The 19,891-nt window shown below is 64.6% G+C and carries 22 protein-coding genes; 10 read left to right on the forward strand and 12 right to left on the reverse strand.

Annotated elements, in window-relative coordinates; genetic code table 11:
- Positions 1-126: 126 nt before the first annotated feature.
- Positions 127-1,101: a L,D-transpeptidase family protein gene (locus EJ077_RS30975; protein WP_245458586.1), complete on the forward strand. Its 975-nt coding sequence runs from the start codon at positions 127-129 to the stop codon at positions 1,099-1,101.
- Positions 1,102-1,256: 155 nt separating this feature from the next.
- Here the strand turns inward: EJ077_RS30975 and EJ077_RS30980 are convergent, their stop codons facing one another.
- Both EJ077_RS30980 and EJ077_RS30985 read right to left on the reverse strand, forming a co-directional pair.
- Positions 1,257-1,631 carry a tetratricopeptide repeat protein gene (locus EJ077_RS30980; protein ID WP_208698803.1) on the reverse strand — a complete coding sequence of 125 codons (375 nt, stop codon included), beginning with the start codon at positions 1,629-1,631 and terminating at the stop codon, positions 1,257-1,259.
- Between the two features lie 204 nt (positions 1,632-1,835).
- Positions 1,836-3,437 (reverse strand): tetratricopeptide repeat protein, encoded by a 1,602-nt coding sequence (locus EJ077_RS30985; protein ID WP_208698805.1) that lies wholly within the window; start codon positions 3,435-3,437, stop codon positions 1,836-1,838.
- Between the two features lie 161 nt (positions 3,438-3,598).
- On the opposite strand from EJ077_RS30985, the gene EJ077_RS30990 reads away from it, so the two are divergent.
- The 3 genes from EJ077_RS30990 to leuB all read left to right on the forward strand — a co-directional run bounded on the left by EJ077_RS30990 (position 3,599) and on the right by leuB (position 5,533).
- The gene (locus EJ077_RS30990; RefSeq protein WP_208698807.1) at positions 3,599-3,982 is read left to right on the forward strand and encodes a RidA family protein; all 384 of its coding nucleotides are present in this window, start codon (positions 3,599-3,601) and stop codon (positions 3,980-3,982) included.
- A gap of 13 nt (positions 3,983-3,995) precedes the next feature.
- Positions 3,996-4,346: a VOC family protein gene (locus EJ077_RS30995; protein WP_208698809.1), complete on the forward strand. Its 351-nt coding sequence runs from the start codon at positions 3,996-3,998 to the stop codon at positions 4,344-4,346.
- Between the two features lie 83 nt (positions 4,347-4,429).
- Positions 4,430-5,533 carry a 3-isopropylmalate dehydrogenase gene (gene leuB / locus EJ077_RS31000; RefSeq protein WP_208698810.1) on the forward strand — a complete coding sequence of 368 codons (1,104 nt, stop codon included), beginning with the start codon at positions 4,430-4,432 and terminating at the stop codon, positions 5,531-5,533.
- 13 nt (positions 5,534-5,546) lie between these two features.
- On the opposite strand, the gene EJ077_RS31005 is transcribed toward leuB, so the two are convergent.
- The 3 genes from EJ077_RS31005 to EJ077_RS31015 form a co-directional block, all read right to left on the reverse strand.
- Entirely contained in the window at positions 5,547-6,002 is a 456-nt protein-coding gene (locus EJ077_RS31005; RefSeq protein ID WP_208698812.1) for a MarR family winged helix-turn-helix transcriptional regulator, read from the reverse strand.
- Complete coding sequence (locus tag EJ077_RS31010) at positions 5,995-6,423, reverse strand: polyketide cyclase (protein ID WP_208698814.1); 429 nt, start codon at positions 6,421-6,423, stop codon at positions 5,995-5,997. Before EJ077_RS31010 ends, EJ077_RS31005 begins: the two co-directional genes overlap by 8 nt.
- Positions 6,424-6,642: 219 nt before the next feature.
- Positions 6,643-7,353, reverse strand: coding sequence for a DUF805 domain-containing protein (locus tag EJ077_RS31015; RefSeq protein ID WP_208698816.1), 711 nt, complete (start codon positions 7,351-7,353; stop codon positions 6,643-6,645).
- Positions 7,354-7,489: 136 nt separating this feature from the next.
- Here EJ077_RS31015 and EJ077_RS31020 point away from each other — a divergent pair, with 136 nt between their 5' ends.
- Positions 7,490-8,935: a glycosyltransferase gene (locus EJ077_RS31020; RefSeq protein ID WP_208698818.1), complete on the forward strand. Its 1,446-nt coding sequence runs from the start codon at positions 7,490-7,492 to the stop codon at positions 8,933-8,935.
- Positions 8,936-8,961: 26 nt separating this feature from the next.
- Here EJ077_RS31020 and EJ077_RS31025 read toward each other — a convergent pair whose 3' ends face one another.
- Complete coding sequence (locus EJ077_RS31025) at positions 8,962-10,839, reverse strand: DEAD/DEAH box helicase (protein WP_208698820.1); 1,878 nt, start codon at positions 10,837-10,839, stop codon at positions 8,962-8,964.
- Positions 10,840-11,281: 442 nt separating this feature from the next.
- Between EJ077_RS31025 and EJ077_RS31030 the strand changes: the two genes are divergently transcribed.
- Together EJ077_RS31030 and EJ077_RS31035 are read left to right on the forward strand one after the other, a co-directional pair.
- Positions 11,282-12,316 carry an aspartate-semialdehyde dehydrogenase gene (locus tag EJ077_RS31030; protein WP_127279020.1) on the forward strand — a complete coding sequence of 345 codons (1,035 nt, stop codon included), beginning with the start codon at positions 11,282-11,284 and terminating at the stop codon, positions 12,314-12,316.
- A 58-nt stretch (positions 12,317-12,374) separates the two neighbouring features.
- Entirely contained in the window at positions 12,375-12,932 is a 558-nt protein-coding gene (locus EJ077_RS31035; RefSeq protein ID WP_245458587.1) for a GNAT family N-acetyltransferase, read from the forward strand.
- Between the two features lie 2 nt (positions 12,933-12,934).
- Here the strand turns inward: EJ077_RS31035 and EJ077_RS31040 are convergent, their stop codons facing one another.
- Positions 12,935-13,342 (reverse strand): ACT domain-containing protein, encoded by a 408-nt coding sequence (locus EJ077_RS31040; RefSeq protein WP_208698822.1) that lies wholly within the window; start codon positions 13,340-13,342, stop codon positions 12,935-12,937.
- Between the two features lie 175 nt (positions 13,343-13,517).
- Here EJ077_RS31040 and EJ077_RS31045 point away from each other — a divergent pair, with 175 nt between their 5' ends.
- The 3 genes from EJ077_RS31045 to EJ077_RS31055 all read left to right on the forward strand — a co-directional run bounded on the left by EJ077_RS31045 (position 13,518) and on the right by EJ077_RS31055 (position 15,326).
- The gene (locus EJ077_RS31045; protein ID WP_208698824.1) at positions 13,518-14,423 is read left to right on the forward strand and encodes a bestrophin family protein; all 906 of its coding nucleotides are present in this window, start codon (positions 13,518-13,520) and stop codon (positions 14,421-14,423) included.
- Positions 14,424-14,528: 105 nt separating this feature from the next.
- On the forward strand, positions 14,529-14,939 hold the full coding sequence (locus EJ077_RS31050) for a DoxX family protein (protein WP_208698826.1): 411 nt from the start codon (positions 14,529-14,531) through the stop codon (positions 14,937-14,939).
- A 123-nt stretch (positions 14,940-15,062) separates the two neighbouring features.
- Positions 15,063-15,326, forward strand: coding sequence for a YMGG-like glycine zipper-containing protein (locus EJ077_RS31055; RefSeq protein WP_127279015.1), 264 nt, complete (start codon positions 15,063-15,065; stop codon positions 15,324-15,326).
- 76 nt (positions 15,327-15,402) lie between these two features.
- Here EJ077_RS31055 and rpsP read toward each other — a convergent pair whose 3' ends face one another.
- The 5 genes from rpsP to EJ077_RS31080 form a co-directional block, all read right to left on the reverse strand.
- Positions 15,403-15,804 (reverse strand): 30S ribosomal protein S16, encoded by a 402-nt coding sequence (gene rpsP, locus EJ077_RS31060; protein ID WP_127279014.1) that lies wholly within the window; start codon positions 15,802-15,804, stop codon positions 15,403-15,405.
- Positions 15,805-15,867: 63 nt separating this feature from the next.
- Positions 15,868-16,209, reverse strand: a complete 342-nt coding sequence (locus EJ077_RS31065) for a chorismate mutase (protein WP_208698828.1) — start codon at positions 16,207-16,209, stop codon at positions 15,868-15,870.
- A 7-nt stretch (positions 16,210-16,216) separates the two neighbouring features.
- A complete protein-coding gene (gene ffh / locus EJ077_RS31070; protein WP_208698831.1) occupies positions 16,217-17,821 on the reverse strand; it encodes a signal recognition particle protein in 1,605 nt (534 codons plus the stop codon).
- A gap of 292 nt (positions 17,822-18,113) precedes the next feature.
- Entirely contained in the window at positions 18,114-19,067 is a 954-nt protein-coding gene (locus tag EJ077_RS31075; RefSeq protein WP_208698833.1) for a CPBP family intramembrane glutamic endopeptidase, read from the reverse strand.
- A gap of 175 nt (positions 19,068-19,242) precedes the next feature.
- Positions 19,243-19,842: a DUF1236 domain-containing protein gene (locus EJ077_RS31080; RefSeq protein WP_208698835.1), complete on the reverse strand. Its 600-nt coding sequence runs from the start codon at positions 19,840-19,842 to the stop codon at positions 19,243-19,245.
- Positions 19,843-19,891 lie beyond the last annotated feature (49 nt).

Raw genomic sequence — 19,891 nt, forward strand, 5'->3', positions numbered from 1 at the left:
AGACTCAACGGCGATATTCGCTGGGACAAATGGAACCAGATCGGCCGCGCGGCGTCATAGAAGCAGCTGCGCGCGGCAGTGCCTGGAGTAACATTGATGGTCAGACTCGTTCTTCTGGCGCTTGTTTTGTTCGCCTTCGCGGCTGGCGCCACAGAGGCGGCAAAGCTGGACGCAGCCACCGTCAACAATGCTCAATTCGGCGACGCCGCAACGAAGGGCGTCGATGCGACCGTGCTGAAGGCACAGATCCTTTTGGATCGCGCGCGGTTCTCGCCGGGCCTCATTGACGGCCACCAGGCGGAGAACTTCACCAAGGCGGTGCGGGCATTTCAGGCGGCCAACGCGCTGCCCGCCGATGGCAAGCTCAACCGGGAGACCTGGGACAAGCTCGTCGCAACCTCACAAGGCGCGGTTCTTGTGAACTACGAGCTGACGCGCAAGGACGTGCGTGGACCGTTTACCAAGCGCATTCCGGCCAGCATGGAAAGAATGGCTCACCTGCGCAGACTCGGCTATCGCAGTTCGTTGGAACGGATCGCAGAGCGCTTCCACATCAGCGAACAATTGCTGCGAAGGCTCAACCCGGGCATCAGCTTCAGGACGGCCGGCGCAAAGTTGCTGGTGCCGGCTATCGCCCGAGGCGATCCCTCCTCAGCCGTTGCCAGCCTCGAAGTCGACAAGGCCGCGCGCCAAGTTCGCGTTCTTGACAATTCCGGCAAAGTGATTTCGGTCTACCCCGCTTCGATTGGAAGCGAAGAGAAGCCGGCGCCGAGCGGCGAGGCACAAGTCACGCGCGTGGTCCACAATCCCACCTATCATTATGATCCCCACTTTGCCTTCAAGGGGGTAAGGACCAAAAGGCCCTTCACCATCGCTGCCGGACCCAACAATCCTGTCGGATCGGTCTGGATCGATCTGTCCATTGAAAGTTACGGGATTCACGGTACGCCCGAACCCGGCAAGATCGGGAAGACCTTCTCGCATGGTTGCATCAGACTGACCAATTGGGATGCCGAAGACCTCGCCCTTGAGGTGCACAAAGGCACAAGGGTTGTCTTCACCGGAGAAACAGCTGAATCGGCCAAGGACCAACCCGGCTGACGCATGGCGGGCAATGCAGACCCCTGACCGGGACCGCAGAGCACCTCACGGTAGCCGGCGCACGAGGTCTTCAACGTCAAAATCCATAGCGCGTCTACCGCTCGGAGCCGGCCATGGGCCAGCCGGAACTGCTCGCAATCCCAATCGGACAAGCTTTAATTTGCTCCCAGGCTCAGCGCCCTCTTGCGGTCTGCCTCGGCACGCTTGTGATTGCCTTTTGCCTCCCAGGAGCGGCCCCGGAAAGTGTAGGCATCGGCATAGTTGGGGTAAAGCTTGATGGCGTGATTGAAGTTGGCGATAGCGCCGTCGTGATCGCCCGCGCGTGCCTGCACGAGACCTCTGCCGAAGTAGCCGCCCGGACTGTTCCGATCGATCTGGATCGCCATGTCGAAATCCGCCGGGGCGCGCTTCGCATCGCCCTTGGCCATCCAGACGATACCGCGATCGACACGCATTTTGGCGACGCCCGGACTAAGGCCGATGGCTTTGTCATAGTCTGCTATGGCGCCGTCGTAATCGCCTATGGTCATCCGCCTGATCCCCCGAGCGTGGAAATGCAGGTGGGATCGAACTCAATCGCCTTGCTGAAATCGTCGATGGCCCGTTTGTGGTCGTTCTTGGCCGTCCAGGCAAAGCCGCGGGCCATGGGCAAGTATGACCAGTGTCGAGAAAGGCGTCGCCACCAAGGACGGCCTCCAGGGAGCGCGGATCCTTTGCGGCCAGGGCCCTCTCTGTCAGCGCTTGCCTTGCGCGGCCGTCATCTCCGGAATGGCCGATGGCGGCTTCGGGATGCCCGTCTCGGGCTCCGCCCGTGGCGCGTCCGGTGGTGGCGCCAATTCGACGCTGTCGCCCGTGACCTGCTTGTCGCAGATTCCAGCCTGCCGCGGATCGAGTTCGACGGCGCGCCGGCAATCCGCCGCGGCGCCGGCCTTGTCGCCACTCAGCGCCCTCGCGCGGCCGCGTACAAGATAGGCCTCGGCATTGTTCGGGTCGAGGCTGATCGCCTTGGAAAGATCGAGAAGCGCGCCACCGACGCTATAATCCGCCAGCCTCGCCTCAGCGCGTTCGACCAGGACTTTTGCGGCGGCCGGGTCCCTCACGTTCCCGGCTGCCGACTGGCCCGGTTCGCCGGGCGCATGCTCGTTGCACGAGCCCGCGCGCCCGGGGTCCAGTTCAACGGCGCGTCGGCAATCATTGGCGGCAGCGGCGTAGTTGCCCTGCGATGCCTCGGCGAGCGACCGGTCGTAAAAGGCCTCGGCGTTGTAGGGATCGAGCTGAATGGCAGAGCTGAAACTGTCGATTGCGCTGGCGACGTAGCCCTGCACCTGCTGCTCCAATCCCCGCTTCAGTTCCCAGGCAACCCGCTCGGAATGGTCCTCTTTCCTGGGGTAGAGTTGAAGCGGCTCGTATACGCGCGGCGCGGCAGGCTCCTCGGCTGCTTCATAAGCCGGACTGGGCGCGGGGTCGGGGGGCCGTCGGGTGGCTTGGAGGCTCAGCCTTTCCTCGGCGTATTTAGGGTTGGCGGGATCGAGCGCGATGGCCTTGTCCAGATCGGCGATGGCCTTGTCGGGATCGATCGTCTTCCAGACCAATGCCCGGATAAAGTAAGACCCTGGATCGGTCGGCTTCAAGGAGATGGCTTTGTCGAGATCGGCAAATGCTTCTTTTGCCTTGCCGATCCGGGCCATCGTCATGCCGCGTACCCGGTAAGCCTGGGCGTCGGCCGGGTCGAGGCGGATCGCTTCATCCAGATCGGCGAGAGTCCGGGCATAGTCGCCCTTCAAGCCCCGGCTCTTGGCGCGGTTGAAGCGGAAAGCCGAATTTGCCGGGTCCAGCCGAATCGCCTCGTCGAAAGAAGCAATGGCGCGGGTGTGGTCGCCCTTGTCCTGCCAGGCAATTCCGCGCACGCCGTAAGCCCTTGCGTTGGCGGGGTCGATCTCGATCGCTTCGTCGCAGTCGACGATGGCGCGGTCGTGCTCGCCTTTCCTGCTGAAAGCCTTGGCGCGATTGACATAGAGGCCGGCGTCGCCCGGCGTTAGCGCGATCGCGCGGGTACAGGCAGCGATCCGCTGGTCGGGGTCGACCTTGCCATGGCTGAAACAGGTTGCATGGTCGACGCCGGCCGCGAACGCCGGCGTGGCGAGACCGATGACGGCTCCCATCCCAGCCAACGATAGCCAGACGCGCAAAGAACCAACGAATGGGCGCGCAAGCGCGTCGGTGCTGCGTGACATGGCTCTGATCCTCCCCCGGAGCTGCCGCGATGGGTCTCGCGGCTGTTTCATATTAGTTCTGTTTTTGTTCCAGAATGCAAGCAGAAATTGCAACGGCGGCATACTTCACGGATTCCCGTCCACATCCAGGCCAGCAAGGGTGCGGAGGCGGACAGGGCGGGCCCGTCGGTGGCGCCGATTCTGCACTGCCGATCCATCCGTATTGGCCCATGGCAGGATCGGCGTTTTCCCCACAGAGTGGCTACAACAATGCGAGGCTCCTCATGCGCAAACTCATCTCCACCGGTTCGCCTTTCGAAAAGACAGCCGGCTATTCGCGTGCCGTGGTGCAGGGCGACTGGTGTTTCGTGTCCGGGACGACCGGCTACGACTACGCCACCATGACGATGCCGGAGCCGGTCGAGGCGCAGACGCGTAACTGCCTGGCGACGATCGGCAAGGCACTCGGGGACGGCGGCTTCCAGATGGCGGACGTGGTGCGGGCGCATTACTACATCACTGACCAGGCCTTCGTGGATGTCGTCTTCCCGATCCTCGGCGAGACGTTCGGCGACATCAGGCCGGCGGCGACGATGATTGTCTGCCAGTTGAACAAGCCTGAAATGAAGATCGAGATCGAGGTGACGGCGCTGCGGCGTACGGCCTGAGGGGATCAAGGCGATGAAGGTCCGGCGCATCGTGGCCAATATCGAGACACGGGACGCTGCGGCGGCCAGCCGTTTCTATCACGACGTGCTCGGCCTCGATCTGCTCATGGATCAGGGCTGGATCGCAACCTACGGCTCCGGCGAGACGATGCAGGTGCAGGTCAGCTTCATGGCGCAAGGCGGGTCCGGCACGCCGGTGCCGGACCTGTCGATCGAGGTCGACGACGTGGACGGCATGCTGCAAGCCATGAAGGCCGCCGGCTTCGCCATTGAATACGGCCCGGCCGACGAACCCTGGGGCGTGCGCCGCTTCTATGTGCGCGATCCGCTGGGCAGGCTGGTCAACATTCTGGCGCACCGGTAGGCGCCGTTCCGTCGTCCCCTTGCGCCGCAAGCGCTTGGCGTTTAGCAAGGCGCCGGTTCAATTCTCTCCCAGGACGGTTTCTCATGGCAACGAAGCATCTTTTCCTGCTCCCCGGCGACGGCATCGGCCCCGAGGCCATGGCCGAGGTCAAGAAGCTGATCGCGGCCATGAACGAAAAGCTCGGCAGCGGCTTCGTCACCGATGAAGGCCTTGTCGGCGGCTGTGCCTACGATGCGCATGGCGCCGCGATCTCCGATGCCGACATGGAAAAGGCCATGGTGGCGGACGCGGTGCTGTTCGGCGCCGTCGGCGGGCCGAAGTGGGACGCCGTGCCCTACGAGGTGCGCCCCGAGGCCGGGCTCTTGCGCCTGCGCAAGGACATGGAGCTGTTCGCCAATCTGCGCCCGGCAATCTGCTATCCGGCGCTGGCGGCATCCTCCTCGTTGAAGCAGGAAGTGGTCGAAGGCCTCGACATCCTCATCGTGCGCGAGCTGACCGGCGGCGTCTATTTCGGCGAGCCCAAGCAGATCATCGATCTCGGCAACGGCCAGAAGCGCGGCATCGACACGCAGGTCTATGACACGTTCGAGATCGAGCGCATTTCGGGCGTCGCCTTCGAGCTGGCGCGGACCCGCAAGAACCACGTCACCTCGATGGAAAAGCGCAACGTCATGAAGTCGGGCGTGCTGTGGAACGAGGTCGTCTCACAGACGCACAAGGCGCGCTATGCCGACGTCAAGCTCGACCACATGCTGGCCGATGCCGGCGGCATGCAGCTGGTGCGCTGGCCAAAGCAGTTCGATGTCATCGTCACCGACAATCTGTTCGGCGACATGCTGTCCGACATCGCCGCCATGCTGACCGGCTCGATCGGCATGCTGCCGTCGGCCTCGCTCGGTGCGCCTGATGCCAAGACCAAGAAGCGCAAGGCGCTCTACGAGCCGGTGCACGGCTCGGCGCCCGATATCGCCGGCAAGGGCATCGCCAACCCGATCGCCATGATCGCCTCCTTCGCCATGTGCCTGCGCTATTCCTTCGGCATGGTCGATGAAGCCGACAAACTCGAAGCTTCAGTCGCCGCCGTGCTCGACCAGGGCCTGCGCACCAAGGATATTTTCTCGCCGGGCATGACCGAGGTCGGTACGGTCGAGATGGGCGACGCGATCATCGCCAAGTTCCTGGCGTAACGCTCGTTCGGCGTCAGCGGATCTCGCCGGCAAGCTGACGCAGCAGGCCGACGAGCTGTGCCTCGTCCACCGGCTCGAAAAAAGCCGCGTCGGCGGCTTCGACGGCCACGATCGCTTGCTGCGCCGCCGCCGCCCCGGCTGATGTGACGCGGATCACCTTGGCGCGGGAATCCCGGGCATCGGCCTCGCGTGCGATCAATCCCTTGGCTTCCAGTCGGGCGACGACATCCGAGGTCATCTTCACCTCGGTGCCGGCCTGGGCGGCGAGTTGCACCTGGTTGGGGGGCTCGCCATCGCGGCCGAGCCACATGGCCGATGCCAGCAGCACGAACTGGACATGGGTCAGGTCGAGGGGGGCGAGTGCCGCCGTCATGACGCGCTGCCAGCGCATGGTGGTTCGCCAGAGCAACAAGCCGGGGCTCTCCGAAGGTCCGCTGAAGCGGGTGTTCAAATCCTGACCGTCAGCCATTTTTCGCCAACGCCTCCGCTTGCTCGAACAGCCTGGCCATCGAGACGTCGAAATCGCCACTGATCTGCGGCCCGAGTTCCGGGCCGACCTCGGCGGCCGAAGGGCCGGAGATATCAAGCCGGTGCGTCACCTGCGTGCCGCCTTCGACCGGCACCAGCGTGTGCCGGAACAGCAGCGTCGTGTCGCCGAACGAGGTTTCGTCGGCATAGGTCACGTTGTCGACGAGATCGACGATGACCGATTCGAACGTGTCCTGACCGACCGGTGTCACCGAGACGCGGGTGCCCTTGGCGAACGGCCCGTGCATCACGAAGGTGTCGGAGCCTTCATAGGTCAGGCGGCCTTCATGCAATGCCTTGAGCGCGTTCCAGATGGCTTGCGCCGGAAGCGGGGAAGCCGCGGTGTATTCATTGGTCCACATCGTCTTGCTCTATCCAACTCATTTAATCTGCGCACAGACTATCTGCGCACGGATTAAATTGCAAGAGTAATCTCCATCTGTGACGTATTCCGGCCGACCGAAGGTTTCTGGGTCATACAACCCATTGTTTTCGCGAGTTTAAAGGGAGGAGGCCTTGGCCTGTGCCCTAGACCTTGACCCCAGCCGGCACCGGTCCCCGACAATTTCCGCACACGCCAGCTAAATCCTGACCCCAGCCGGCACCGGTCCCCACTGGTTTTCCCGCGCCTGGGTCGGGATCAGCGCGAAGACCAGGATGATCAGGCTGCCGATGCTCGGAATGAGGATCAGTAGATAGAGCCAGCCCGACAGGCCGATGTCGTGCAGCCGGCGTACGGTCATGCCGAGGCCGGGCAGGAACGTCGCCAGCAGGAAGGTGCCGCACAGGCCAACGGTGACTGCCGCCGAAACGTCGGTGTCGAAATTGCCGATTTCGATATCGGTGACGATGCCGATGCCGAAGATGATCAGCAGGCAAGCCACCCAGAACAGGCAGTAGCCCCAATATTCCTTGCGCCGGGCACGGCCAGCAAAGTTGAAGTAGTTCTGCGTCAGTCCACGCCAGAAATAGCCCCAGAGATCGGTGGGTTCGGTTGGCTCGGACATCCGGCCGAAATGCTGCGCGTGCGATGCGGCGGCCGCAGGTGCGGGGCCAGCTTGAGCCGGTGCGGTGCCCGTGGCGGCGTCGGTGGCAGGGCTTGCGGCCTGCGCGGCGATCGAGAAAACGTCGCGCGCCTGACCGCCGCCCTCCTGGAACTCGACCGCCGTCCCCTTGGGCATGGCGGTTGGCCGGCGCAGGTTCTCACGGGTGAAGGTGTAGCGGTTGCCGTCGGCTCCGGTGATGAAGCCGAAGCCCTGGTCCTCGTCATAGTGGAGAACTTCGCCGCGCATCGCCCACCCCTTGTCGCCACGTCCCTGCCAAGATGTGGCACAGGGCCGAGCCGATGGGCAAGCCGCCCATGGCTACCGCCTTCGCGGCAAATGAAGCATAAGACATCGAGTGCAACCGTTTTGGCCAAGGCAGACAATGACAGTCGAACGTTCCGATGCCGGCGCGGTGACCGCGGATGGCGCGGTGATGATGCCATCAGGACCGGCTTCTCCCGTCCTGGCCATCGACGCCACCGGACTGATGTTGTGGCCGGCCGGCAAGGGCCTGGCGGGCATTCCGCGCGTGGAGAGCTTTCTCGTCAACGCGGCGCTGGCGGATCCCGATCCTTGCGTGGAGGTGGTGGCGTTCAGGCCGAACGAGGGCAAGTTTCGGCCGCTTGCCCCCTATGAACTGGATCACGTCGCGACGGGCCGGATTTCACCGCACCGTGTCAAACGGTGGCCGGGAAGACGCACGGCCCTGTCGCAGGCTTTGGCTGCGGTGAGGCAGCAGCCATGGAACAAGCGCGAGACGGACCGTCATCTTGCCAGGACGGTGACAAACGGCCGCAAAGGGGTCGCCTACCAGGCGACGCGGCTGCTGATCCGCGCCTATCGTCTGTACCAGCGAGCACGGACCCGGTTGGGCGCGGAGCCCAATGCACCGGGCCAGAGCACCGAGGCGGAGCCGGGCCTCGTGCTGATCAGCCATCATGTCCTGACCCAGCAAGACCGGTCCGCGGTTTCAAGCGCCGCAGGCAAGCTTGCCTTGCTTTGCCACGATCTCATCCCGGCGCTGCGCCCGGACCTGGTCGGTTCGGGTATCGGCGAAACCCGTTTCGGCTCTTACCTCGAACAGCTGGTGCGCAGTGGCGCGCCGGCGTTCTGTGCTTCGGACGAGGTTGGCGCGACGCTGACCGATCACATGCGCAAGGCCGGCATCGCCGCGCCTGTGGTGTACCGGTTTCCGATGCCTTCGATCCTGCACGAAACCGCTTCGCGCATGGGCGCGACCTCGCGCATCGAGACCGGCGAACCGTTCGTCATCTATTGTTCGACCATCGAAGTGCGCAAGAACCACATCCTGCTGGCCCGGATCTGGCAGCAGGCACTGGAAGAAGGCGTAAAACTGCCGCGGCTTGTCTGCGCCGGGCGCTGGGGCTGGATGATCGAGCCGCTGCGCGCCTATCTCGAGGCGCATCCCGAGCTGCTCCAGTCGGTCACCTTCACCGGGCTGGTCAGCGACGAGGAGCTCATCGGCTATTATCGCAGCGCCGCTTTCGGCGTCTTTCCCTCGCATATAGAGGGCTGGGGCTACGGCGCTTCGGAATGTCTCGATTTCGGCGTTCCGGTCATCGTCTCTACCGCGCCGTCACTGATCGAGGCGACCGGCGGAATGATGCCGGCCATCGACCCCGACGACCAGGCCGGCTGGTACGCTGCGATCCGCAAAATGGCGGAAGACCATGCCTGGCGATCCGCGCTGGCGGGGCGCATCGCCCAAAACCACCGGCCGACGCCGGCATCGGCAAGCTGGGCCGCCATCAAGGCCGGCCTGAAGGAGAGCGCGGCCCGCCAGCGCGCCGAACACCAGCCACGCTGATCGCAACCGCCTGGCTCAGCGCGATCCTATGAAGGCCGCTTCTTCGTCTTCTTGTGCTTCGGCGCGCCGGTATTTTCGAATTTCGGCTTGCCCGGCTTCTTCGCCCACGGTTTTGCCTCATGCGCGGCGGCCGGGCGCTGGTCGGCTGAAGCCGGAGCACGCTTGTCGAATTTGCGCTTCGGCGCGTTCGGGTCGAACGGCGCCTTGCCGCGATGCTTGTCCGGGCTCGGCGGCTGATAGCCGGCCCGTGACAGGTCCGGCGTGCCGTCCAGCCGCTTCACCAGGATGGTGCCCTGCAATTTGCGGTCGGGGCCGATTGCCGCCACGAACCGGTCCGCCCAGTCGGCGGCGATCTGCACGAACGTCTCTTCCGGCTGCATCTTGATGGCGCCGATCTCGCGCTTCGAGATGCTGCCGGCACGGCACAGCATCGGGATCAGCCAGCGCGGCTCGGCATTCTGCCGGCGCCCCACCGAGAGCGAAAACCAGACGCTGGCGCCGAAATCGTCGCGGCGGCTGGGCGCCTCGTCGCGAGGGGCGAATTTCTCGCCCGGCTGCCTTTCACGCGCCAGTCCTTCACGCGAAGGCGTGAACGGCGCGACCTCCATCAGGTCCTCGGGCGCTGAGCGGCTGGAGCGGCACTGGCGCACGAAGGCGGCCGCCACCTGTTCGGCGCCGTGCCTGGCGAGAAGCGCGTCGATGAACGCACGCTCGTCATCCTTCACCGGTTCGTCGAAAGCTGGATCGGCAAGGATGCGCTCGTCGTCGCGGCGCATTACGTCGTCGGCCGAGGGCGGGCTCGCCCATGTCGCCGTCAGCTTGGCGCTTTGCAGCAGCCGCTCGGTGCGCCTGCGGGCGCTGCCGGGCACAATCAGTGCGCTGACGCCCTTGCGCCCGGCACGCCCGGTGCGGCCGCTGCGGTGCAGCAGCGTTTCCGGATTGGTCGGCAGGTCGGCGTGAATCACCAACTCGAGATTGGGCAGGTCGATGCCGCGCGCCGCGACATCGGTGGCGATGCAGACTTTCGCGCGGCCGTCGCGCATCGCCTGCAGCGCGTGGCTGCGTTCGTTCTGGCTGAGCTCGCCCGAGAGCGCCACGACGGAAAAATTGCGGTTGTTGAAGCGGGCCGTGAGATGGTTGACGGCGGCACGGGTGTTGCAGAACACCAGCGCATTCTTGGCCTCGTAGAAACGCAGCACGTTGATGATGGCGTTCTCGCGGTCTGCCTGGGCGACATTCAGCGCCCGATACTCGATGTCGAGATGCTGCTTCTCCTCGCCGGCGGCCGAGATGCGCACGGCATCGCGCTGATAACCCTGGGCGAGCGTGGCGATGGAGCGCGGCACGGTGGCCGAGAACATCAGCGTGCGGCGGTCGGCCGGTGCGGCGTCGAGGATGAATTCGAGGTCTTCGCGAAAGCCGAGATCGAGCATCTCGTCGGCCTCGTCGAGAACCACGGCCTTGAGCGTCGACATGTCGAGCGAATTGCGGGTGATGTGGTCGCGCAGCCTGCCGGGCGTACCGACGACGATATGGGCGCCGCGCTCCAAGGCGCGCCGTTCGGTGCGCATGTCCATGCCGCCGACGCAGGACGCCACCGTGGCGCCGGTCGGCTCGTAGAGCCATTCGAGCTCGCGCGTCACCTGCAGCGCCAGCTCCCGCGTGGGCGCCACCGCCAATGCCAGCGGCGCCGCGGCCGGGCCGAACCGTTCGGCGCCGTCGAGCAGCGTCGGCGCCATGGCAAGGCCGAAGGCAACGGTCTTGCCCGAGCCGGTCTGGGCCGACACCAGCGCGTCGGCCTGGCCGAGCTCCAGCACCGCCTTCTGCACCGGCGTCAGGTCGGAATAGCCGCGTTTTTCCAGCGCTTGGGCCAGCGCGGGAACAATACCATCGAAGTTGGACATCTCGTTCTTTCGGAATTCAGGGTTCTGCGCTCATCATGGAGCACATGCCGGGGCTGGCGCCGCGCCAGCCAAACAATCTTGGCCGTTCGTACTTCCTGCCGCCCTTCTTGTACAGGGTGCCATGAAGGCTATGCGGCGCGCCGCCAATTGACTCCTGCCGCAAACCGCGTAAAAGCCCGCTTCGAACGGGATCGTTTTTCGATGCGCGGCCTTATGATGGCTCTTCTTGCATTCGATGCCCCCAGCCTCAATGCGAACCATTGGGCCGGGCGTGTCGGCGCGTCCGCTCGTTCCAGCAAAACCGTGGCCAAAAAACCACCACCAAAACGGTGTGATTCCCTTGGCCTAACCACCCTCTCCCGGGTCCGGCCCGGGGGACGGAACCCGCACTTGGCCGGCGGGTTCTCTCCAAAAACCAAGCGGAGAGGGACAGGAGATTTCTATGAGTTTCAAGGTTGCAGTCGTCGGTGCCACGGGCAATGTGGGCCGGGAAATGCTCAACATACTGGAAGAGCGCGGCTTTCCGGTGAGCGAAGTCGTGGCGCTGGCCTCGCGGCGCAGCATGGGCACGGAAGTGTCGTTCGGCGACCGCACGCTGAAGGTCAGGCCGCTCGACCAGTATGATTTTTCCGACACCGACATCTGCATCATGTCGGCTGGCGGCAATGTCTCCAAGGAATGGTCGCCAAAGATCGGCAAGCAGGGCTGCGTCGTCATCGATAATTCGTCGGCCTTCCGCTACGACCAGGACGTGCCGCTGATCGTGCCGGAAGTGAATCCGGACGCGATCTCGCTGTTCACGCGCAAGAACATCATCGCCAACCCGAACTGCTCGACGGCGCAGCTCGTCGTGGCGCTGAAGCCGCTGCATGACGCCGCCACCATCAAGCGCGTCGTCGTCGCCACCTACCAGTCGGTGTCGGGCGCCGGCAAGGAAGGCATGGACGAGCTGTTCACGCAGACGCGCGCGGTGTTCGTCGCCGACCAGGTCGACGTCAAGAAGTTCACCAAGCGCATCGCCTTCAATGTCATTCCGCATATCGACGTCTTCCTCGATGACGGTTCCACCAAGGAAGAATGGAAGATGGTCGCCGAGACCAAGAAGATGCTCGATCCCAAGATCAAGCTGACGGCGACCTGCGTGCGCGTGCCGGTGTTCATCGGCCATTCGGAAGCGGTCAACATCGAGTTCGAAAAGCCGATCACCGCCGACGAGGCGCGCGACATCCTGCGCGAGGCGCCGGGCTGCCAGGTCTTGGACAAGCGCGAGGACGGCGGCTACATCACGCCGCTGGAATCGGCCGGCGAGGACGCCACCTTCATCTCGCGCATCCGCGAGGATTCGACCATCGACAACGGCCTGTCGATGTGGATCGTCTCCGACAATCTGCGCAAGGGCGCGGCCCTGAACGCGGTGCAGATCGCCGAGCTGCTGGTCGAGCGCGGCCTCATCCAGCCGAAGAAGAAGGCGGCCTGACTTTTCGCGCGCGGGCCGCACCGCCGCTGCCGCGGCTGGCCCTCCGCGAGGGCGCCGGATGACCGGCGGCCCGCGGTCGCGGGCTCGGCCTTCGGCCGTTAGCTCCCTTCTCCCCGTTCACGGGGAGAAGGTGCCCGAAGGGCGGATGAGGGGCGGCGCCGGGATGTCCAATTTTCCTGAAGTCTTGCTGCGAGCGGCTACCGCTTCCGATGCCGCCGCCATCGCCAAGACTATGCGCGCGGCGCTCAACGCGTTCGACTGGATGCCAGTGTTGCACACACCGGAGGAAGATTTTTTCTTCATCCGCGATATCGTGTTGCCCAACCAGCAGGTCACGGTCGCCGAGGATGGCGCCGACATTGTCGGCTTCATCGCCGTCATCGGCGATTGGGTGGAACAGCTCTATCTCGACCCGGCATCGACCGGGCAAGGCATCGGCAGCCGGCTGCTGATGGACGCGACCGCCGCGCTGCCTCAAGTCAAACTCCATTGCTTCCAGGCTAATACCGGCGCCCGGCGGTTCTATGAGCGTCATGGGTTCCAGGCGGAGGCATTCGGCGACGGCACGACCAACGAGGAAGGGCTGCCGGACATTCTTTATGTCCACAGGCGCTGATTTCAGATGGCGCTGTCCTCCGCCAGCTTTAGCAACAATGCCATCGCCTCCTGCGCCCGCTCTGCCGGCACGAACAGATGGTCGTGATAGAAAGCCGAGACCGGATTGACGCCCATGCCGGCGGCGGCGAGGCGCGCGGTGATGGCGGCGAGGAAGCCGACGGCTTCCAGAGAGGAGTGGATGTTCAGCGTGATCATCCGGCAGCGGAATGAAGCCGCCAGCCCTGTGGTCTGCGCGGCTTCCTCGGTCACGATCAGCGTCGTGCCTTCGCGCTCGCGAAACACCATCACCGGCTCCAGGCCTTCGGGCTGTGGAACGCCGGGCTCCAGCGTGGCAAAGACATAGGTGCCATCAAGCAATTCCGGCGCCATCGACGCCAACAGAGTCCTCAGATCGGTCTCGCCTGTCATTTTCTCGCCTGTATCGGGAGGGCCGCAGGTTTCTCAATATCCGCAACCTGCACACACCGGTAGTCCGCACAGCGAATGGACGACATGACGACGGCGCTGGCGGCTGAGCTTGCGCATCTGGCGCATCGCACAATACAGGAGCTGAGGGCCGACGCCGGTCCGTGAAAGGCCCCCAATGATCGTCCGTCCGCGCCCCACCTTCCTGCAGCTGTTCTTCATCATGCGCGGCTCGGTGGTGCCACGCATCCTGCCGCAGATTTTCGGCTTCGCGATCTATTCGGCGGTCATCCTCGTCGTGGCGCGCTGGTTCCAGCTCGATCTCGGCGTCTTCAACATCACGCCCTTCGGCCTGGTCGGCGTAACCTTGTCGATCTATCTGTCGTTTCGCAACAACGCCGCCTATGACCGCTGGTGGGAGGCGCGCAAGCTGTGGGGCGCGCTGGTCTTCGAAATCCGCAATCTGGCCCGCGCCACGACCAGCCTCATCCCCGATCGGACCGAGCAACGCGCCTTGCTGATGGAGGCGCTGGCCTTCTGTCATTTCCTGCGCGGCCAGTTGCGCAGGATCGACAGCGTCAAGGACGTCCGTGCCTTCATCGAAGCAGAAGCCGAGACGGCGGCGCGTTTCGCCAATCCGGCGGACGAGATGGTCAGGCGCATGGGCCGCCGCGCCAACGCGCAGCGCCAGGGTGGCGAACTCGACACGATCGGTTTCCGCATCCTGGATGAGAGGCTGGCATCAATCACCGCCATCCAGGCCGGTTGCGAGCGGATCGCCGGCACGCCCTTGCCCTTCGCCTACACGCTGCTGGTGCACCGCACGGCCTACATCGTGTGCCTGCTGTTGCCGATCGGCCTGATCTCGACCACCGGCTGGGCGACGCCATTGTTCACCGCACTGATCGCCTACACCTTCTTCAGCCTCGACGCGCTTTCGGAAGAGCTCGAGGATCCGTTCGGCACCGAAGCCAATGACCTCGCGCTCGACGGCCTGTGCCGGGTCTGTGAAATCTCTGTGTTCGAGGCCCTGGGCGAAACGCCGCCAAAGATGCTGCCGGCCGAAAGGTTCTATTTTTCGTAAGGCCGCACCGTCAAAGTATCCGGATACTTGTCGGATCGACGCCTCACGGCACGTCCTTGGGTCGACCCCGCTGAAAAGCGGGCTAACCAACCGGAGGGAACACCAATGAGCATTTCCGAAATCGCGCCCGTCTCGTCCGGCGCCTTGTGGACCGGCCGCGTGCTCAGCGGCCTCATCGTCCTGTTCATGATCTTCGACGGCGCGATCAAGTTGCCGCCGCTCGATATCGTCACCCAGACGATGGTGCCGCTCGGCTGGCCGGCCGATGCCAACGTCGCGCGCATGCTGGGTGTTATCGGCCTGGTCTCGACCGCGCTCTACGCACTGCCGCGAACCTCGGTCCTCGGCGCCATCCTGCTCACCGCCTATATGGGCGGCGCCATCGCCACCAATGCGCGGATCGGCAATCCGCTGTTTTCGCACACGCTGTTCGGCGTCTATCTCGGCATCATCCTTTGGGGCGGCCTCTATCTGCGCGACCCCAGGGTGCGCGCTCTGATCCCGTTCAGCGGGTAGCAGTTCCTCGCCAACCGCTTCTGGGTGTCGTCGCGATCTTCATTCTCCTCGGGATCAAATTAGCCGTCTGAGAGTTAAGCCCTTGGCGGCGAGACGGCGACCCGCATGTGAGAGGAACGACAAATGAAGAAAATCCTGACCATTCTAGTGCTGACGACGGCGCTCGGTGCCTGTTCGCAAACGGAGAAAGGCGCGGCCGTCGGTGGCCTTGGCGGTGCCGCGGTCGGCGCAGCGGTGGCTGGTGACCCGGTTCAGGGTGCAGTCGTCGGCGGTGCAGTCGGCGCCGTGGCCGGTGCGCTGATCGGCCATGCCAGCGAAAGCGGCCAATGCCGGTACCGCGACCGCTACGGTCGCACCTATGTCGATCGCTGCCCAAGCGGCTATTGATCGGCGACCAAGATTGCAAACAGCAAAACGGCGGGCACAGGCCCGCCGTTCTGTTTCCGCAAGGAATAGGAAGCGACTATTCCGCCGTGGCGGCTTCCGCTTCAGCCGGTGCGGCAGTGGCCGCGGCCACGGCGGCAGCGGCGTCTTCCTGGGCCTTCTTCAGCAGGGCGGCGCGTTCCTGCGCCTTCTTGCCGGGCTCGGCCTTCTTCGGGTTGGAGCGGGCTTCGCGCTTGGCAAGGCCGGCTTCATCGAGGAAGCGCAGCACGCGGTCGGTCGGCTGGGCGCCGTGCGACAGCCAATGCTTGACGCGGTCGGCGTCGACCTTGATGCGCTCGCCGTCCTTCGGCAGCAGCGGATTCCACGAGCCGAGCGACTCGATGAACCGGCCGTCGCGGGGCGAACGGGCGTCGGCGACGACGACGTGGTAGTAAGGACGCTTCTTCGAGCCCGCACGGGCCAGTCTGATCTTCAGTGCCATTTCTTTTCTCCTAAAAGCTCTGATTTCGTTAATTAATCGAGGCTGGTCATCAGCCGGTTTTCGTCACGCCGTTGGCAGCGAGTTTTTTGACCCGCCGCTGTTCGAAGCGGCTATCTGTTCGTGGTGGCGGATCACTTCGCGGACGACGAAGTTGAGGAATTTCTCCGCGAAATCGGGGTCGAGATGCGCGTCATGCGCCAGCTGTCGCAGACGGGCGATCTGCTGCTGCTCGCGCGCCGGGTCGGCCGGCGGCAGGCCATGCTCGGCCTTGAGCACGCCGACCGCCTTGGTGCAGCGGAAGCGCTCGGCCAGCATATGGATGAGGGCCGCGTCGATGTTGTCGATCGAGGCGCGGTAGCCGGCCAGGATGATGCGGGCGTCGGCCATGTCCTTTTCTTCGTTCATAGCGTCCTCACTTTTTCTTGCCGAGACCCGGCAGGCCGCCACCGCCGCCAAGGCCGGGAAGCCCCGGAAGTTTCATGCCGCCGGGCAAGCCCGGCAGGCCAGCGCCGCCCGGGGCAGGCAAGCCCTTCATGCCGCCGAGGCCGGCGGCCTGCGCCTGCTTCTGCAAGGCTTCGAGCTGCTTGGGGTCCATCTTCGACAGATCGGGCATGCCGCCGCCCATCATGCCGCCCATGCCACCCGGCATCATGCCGCCGAGGCCCATCTTGGAGGCAAGACCGCCCATCATGCCGCGCATGAGGCCGCCGCCTTTGCCCTTGCCGCCCATCGCCTTCATCATGTCGGCCATGCCGCGATGCATCTTGAGCAGCTTGTTGATCTCGGCGGCATCGGTGCCGGAGCCGGCGGCGATGCGCTTCTTGCGCGAGTGTTTCAGCATGTCGGGATTGGCGCGCTCGGCCTTGGTCATCGAGGAGATGATGGCGAGCTGGCGGCCGAACATCTTGTCGTCCAGGCCGGCCGCGGCCATCTGGTCCTTCATCTTGCCCATGCCGGGCATCATGCCCATGATGCCGCCCATGCCGCCCATTTTCGACATCTGCTGAAGCTGCTGGGCGAGGTCGTTCAGGTCGAACTTGCCCGACTGCATCTTCTTGGCCATCGCCGCCGCCTGCTCGGCGTCGATGTTTTCTGCTGCCTTCTCGACGAGCGAGACGATGTCGCCCATGCCCAGGATGCGGTCGGCGATGCGCTTGGGGTGGAATTCCTCAAGCCCGTCCATCTTCTCGCCGGTGCCGATCAGCTTGATCGGCTTGCCGGTGACGGCGCGCATCGAAAGCGCGGCGCCGCCACGGCCGTCGCCGTCCATGCGGGTCAGCACCAGGCCGGTGATGCCGACGCGCTCGTCGAAGCTTTTCGCCAGGTTGACGGCGTCTTGGCCGGTCAGGGAGTCGGCGACCAGCAGGATTTCGTGCGGGCTCGACACCTTCTTGATGTCGGCCATCTCGACCATAAGCGGCTCGTCGATATGGGTGCGGCCGGCGGTGTCGAGGATGACGACGTCATGGCCGCCGAGCTTGGCCGCCTGCACGGCGCGCTTGGCGATATCGACCGGGTTCTGGCCTGATATCACAGGTAGCGTCGCGACCTTGACCTGCTCGCCGAGCTGGCGCAGCTGCTCCTGCGCGGCGGGACGCCGCGTGTCGAGCGAGGCCATCAGGACCTTCTTGTTCTGCCGCTCGGTCAGGCGCTTGGCGATCTTGGCCGAAGTCGTCGTCTTGCCGGAGCCCTGCAGGCCGACCATCATGACGACGACCGGGGCCGGCGCGTTGAGGTCGATGGCGACGCCCTCGGCGCCGAGCATGTCGACCAGCTCGTCATGGACGATCTTGACGACCATCTGTCCCGGCTTGATCGACTTGAGCACCGCCGCGCCGACGGCCTTCTCGCGCACCTTGTCGGTGAAGGAGCGCACCACTTCCAGCGCCACGTCGGCCTCGAGCAGCGCACGGCGCACCTCGCGCAACGCCGCCGAGACATCCGCCTCCGACAGCGCGCCGCGACCGGTCAGGCCGTTCAGGATGGAGCCAAGGCGCTCCTGCAGCGATTCAAACATCTTGCTTCCTTCGATCCCGGTTCGTTCGACCCGAGAGGTAATGCGTTCGCGCCCAGTCTCCAAGCAAAAGCCAGTCCAAGTAAAAGCCCAAAACCAAAAAGCACCCGGGGGCGCACAGCGCTGCCGGGTGTTGGCCTCCAGGATCTGTTTACAGCACTTGGCCCCAAAGAGGCTTCGGCGTCCTGGTCGGCTTGCTCGGAGGGATACTCGTCGCGGAATTCGGGGCGTGTAGACAGGAAAACGGCGCGAGAGTCAAGACAAGGGCCGCGTCACGCCGTTTCCCGGGCCGCGATCAGACCGCATCCGCGCCGTTCGTAACATCGGCCGTAACCCTCAGCGGCGAGCGCGGATGCAGCAGCAAGACAATCGTCAGCAGGCTGCAGGCGATGCCGATGAGCGCGATGACAATGGCATCCGACATCATCCAGCCCGGCCCTTCGAGCGGCTTAGCGGTGAACAAGGCGAAGGAATTGTAGCTCTCCTGATGCGAGATCAGCAGGAAGCCTGTCAGGTTGTTGCCGAGATGAGCGCCAAGTGCCGCGCCGAGATTGCCGGTGGCATAGACCACGAGCGTCAGAAGCAGGGCGAAAGCGGCGATAGAGACCAGGACGCAGGCGTTGATGGCGGCTGAGGAGCCGCCGCTCCAGTGCAGCGAGGTGAACAGCAGGCCAGGCAGCAGCGCCCAGATGAAAGGGTTGCGGAACCGGTTGGCCAGGCCGCGCAGCAGGTAGCCACGAAACAGCACCTCTTCCGACGAGGTCTGCAGCAAGGTGAGCGCGACGATCGGGATCGCGAACAGCAGCCAGGACGACAGGCTGATCGTGCCGCGAGCGATCCCCGGCTCCAGCAGATAGAGCAGGATTTCGGACAAGGCCGAGGTAATCAGCACCGCGATCAGCCCCTTGAGGAAGTCCCGTCGCGATGCGCGACGGCTGGCGCCGAGGAGAGCCGACAGCGGCTCGCCATGCACCCAGCGCATGGCGATCCACAGGCCGATCCAGATTCCGGCGAAAGAGGTGAGCGCGCTGAGGATGCCGATCGGCGAGGCAAGGAAACCCTCCATGCCGTATGGCGAAGTCTCCGCCTGCCAGGCGAAGTAAACATGGCTGCCGCCGAACAGCACCGCCGCGGTGGCGGCGCCCCAGAACAGGACGACGATCAGCGTCCCCAGCAACAGGCGCAGCAAGGTCGTCTTGGCGTTCGGGGTGTTGCGATAGCGCTCGAAGGCAGTCTCGTCGATTGTCACGCTTGTCCTCGATCCCAATCCATCGCCGCTTGATCTAGCCGAAGGCCTCGGGAATCGGAATCGCTATCAGCAGGATAGGCGCAAACCGGCAGCCGCGGCACCCGGCGCCGGCCAGCCTGCCGCGATCGCCTATCCAGGTGTCGCCGGCGGCCGCGACGGCGACCGCCGGCGTCTATCAACGCACCACGTACATGATGCGCCGTGTCTGCGGATCGATCAGCGCGCGCTGGCCGTTCACATAGACATAGCGGTAGTTGTAGTCAGGAATTTCGCGCAGCTCGACCGTGTCGGGCAGGGTCGCGCCGGTGACCACCTCGCCGTCGAGATAGACGGGGTCCAGGCGGTGGGTGTCGACATAGGTCCGCACCGCGGCCGGCGGCGCGGGAAATTCGCCTACGACAGGATCGCTGGAGATGATCGCGCCGGTATAGTCGGTGGAGTAGTTGCCGATGTCGTCCGGAGGCGAGACGACGGCGACAGCGGAGCGGCGCTGCGTCAGCACCACGCGGCTGCCGCCGAAATCGGCGGTGACGTAGTCGGAATAGACCCAGCCCTGGCCGCCGGCTTCGGCGATCGTGCACCATTTGCTGTTTTCGATGCAGCCGTTGAGCGTCGCCGACTGGCCCGCGGCGAGCACGCCGATCACCGGATATTGCGGACCCGGGCCGGCGCGCACATTGAGATCGGTGACCGCCGAGACAGCGGTATCGGCCAACGCGGCGCCAGACATCGCGGTCAGCATTCCCGCTATTGCGGGAAACAATAAGGCTTTCATGGGTTCTCTCCGTTTTCGTGATCCCTCGGCTGTGAAAACGGGGCAGCGG

Origin of the sequence: Mesorhizobium sp. M8A.F.Ca.ET.057.01.1.1 (assembly GCF_003952565.1) — a bacterium.
Classification (GTDB): domain Bacteria; phylum Pseudomonadota; class Alphaproteobacteria; order Rhizobiales; family Rhizobiaceae; genus Mesorhizobium.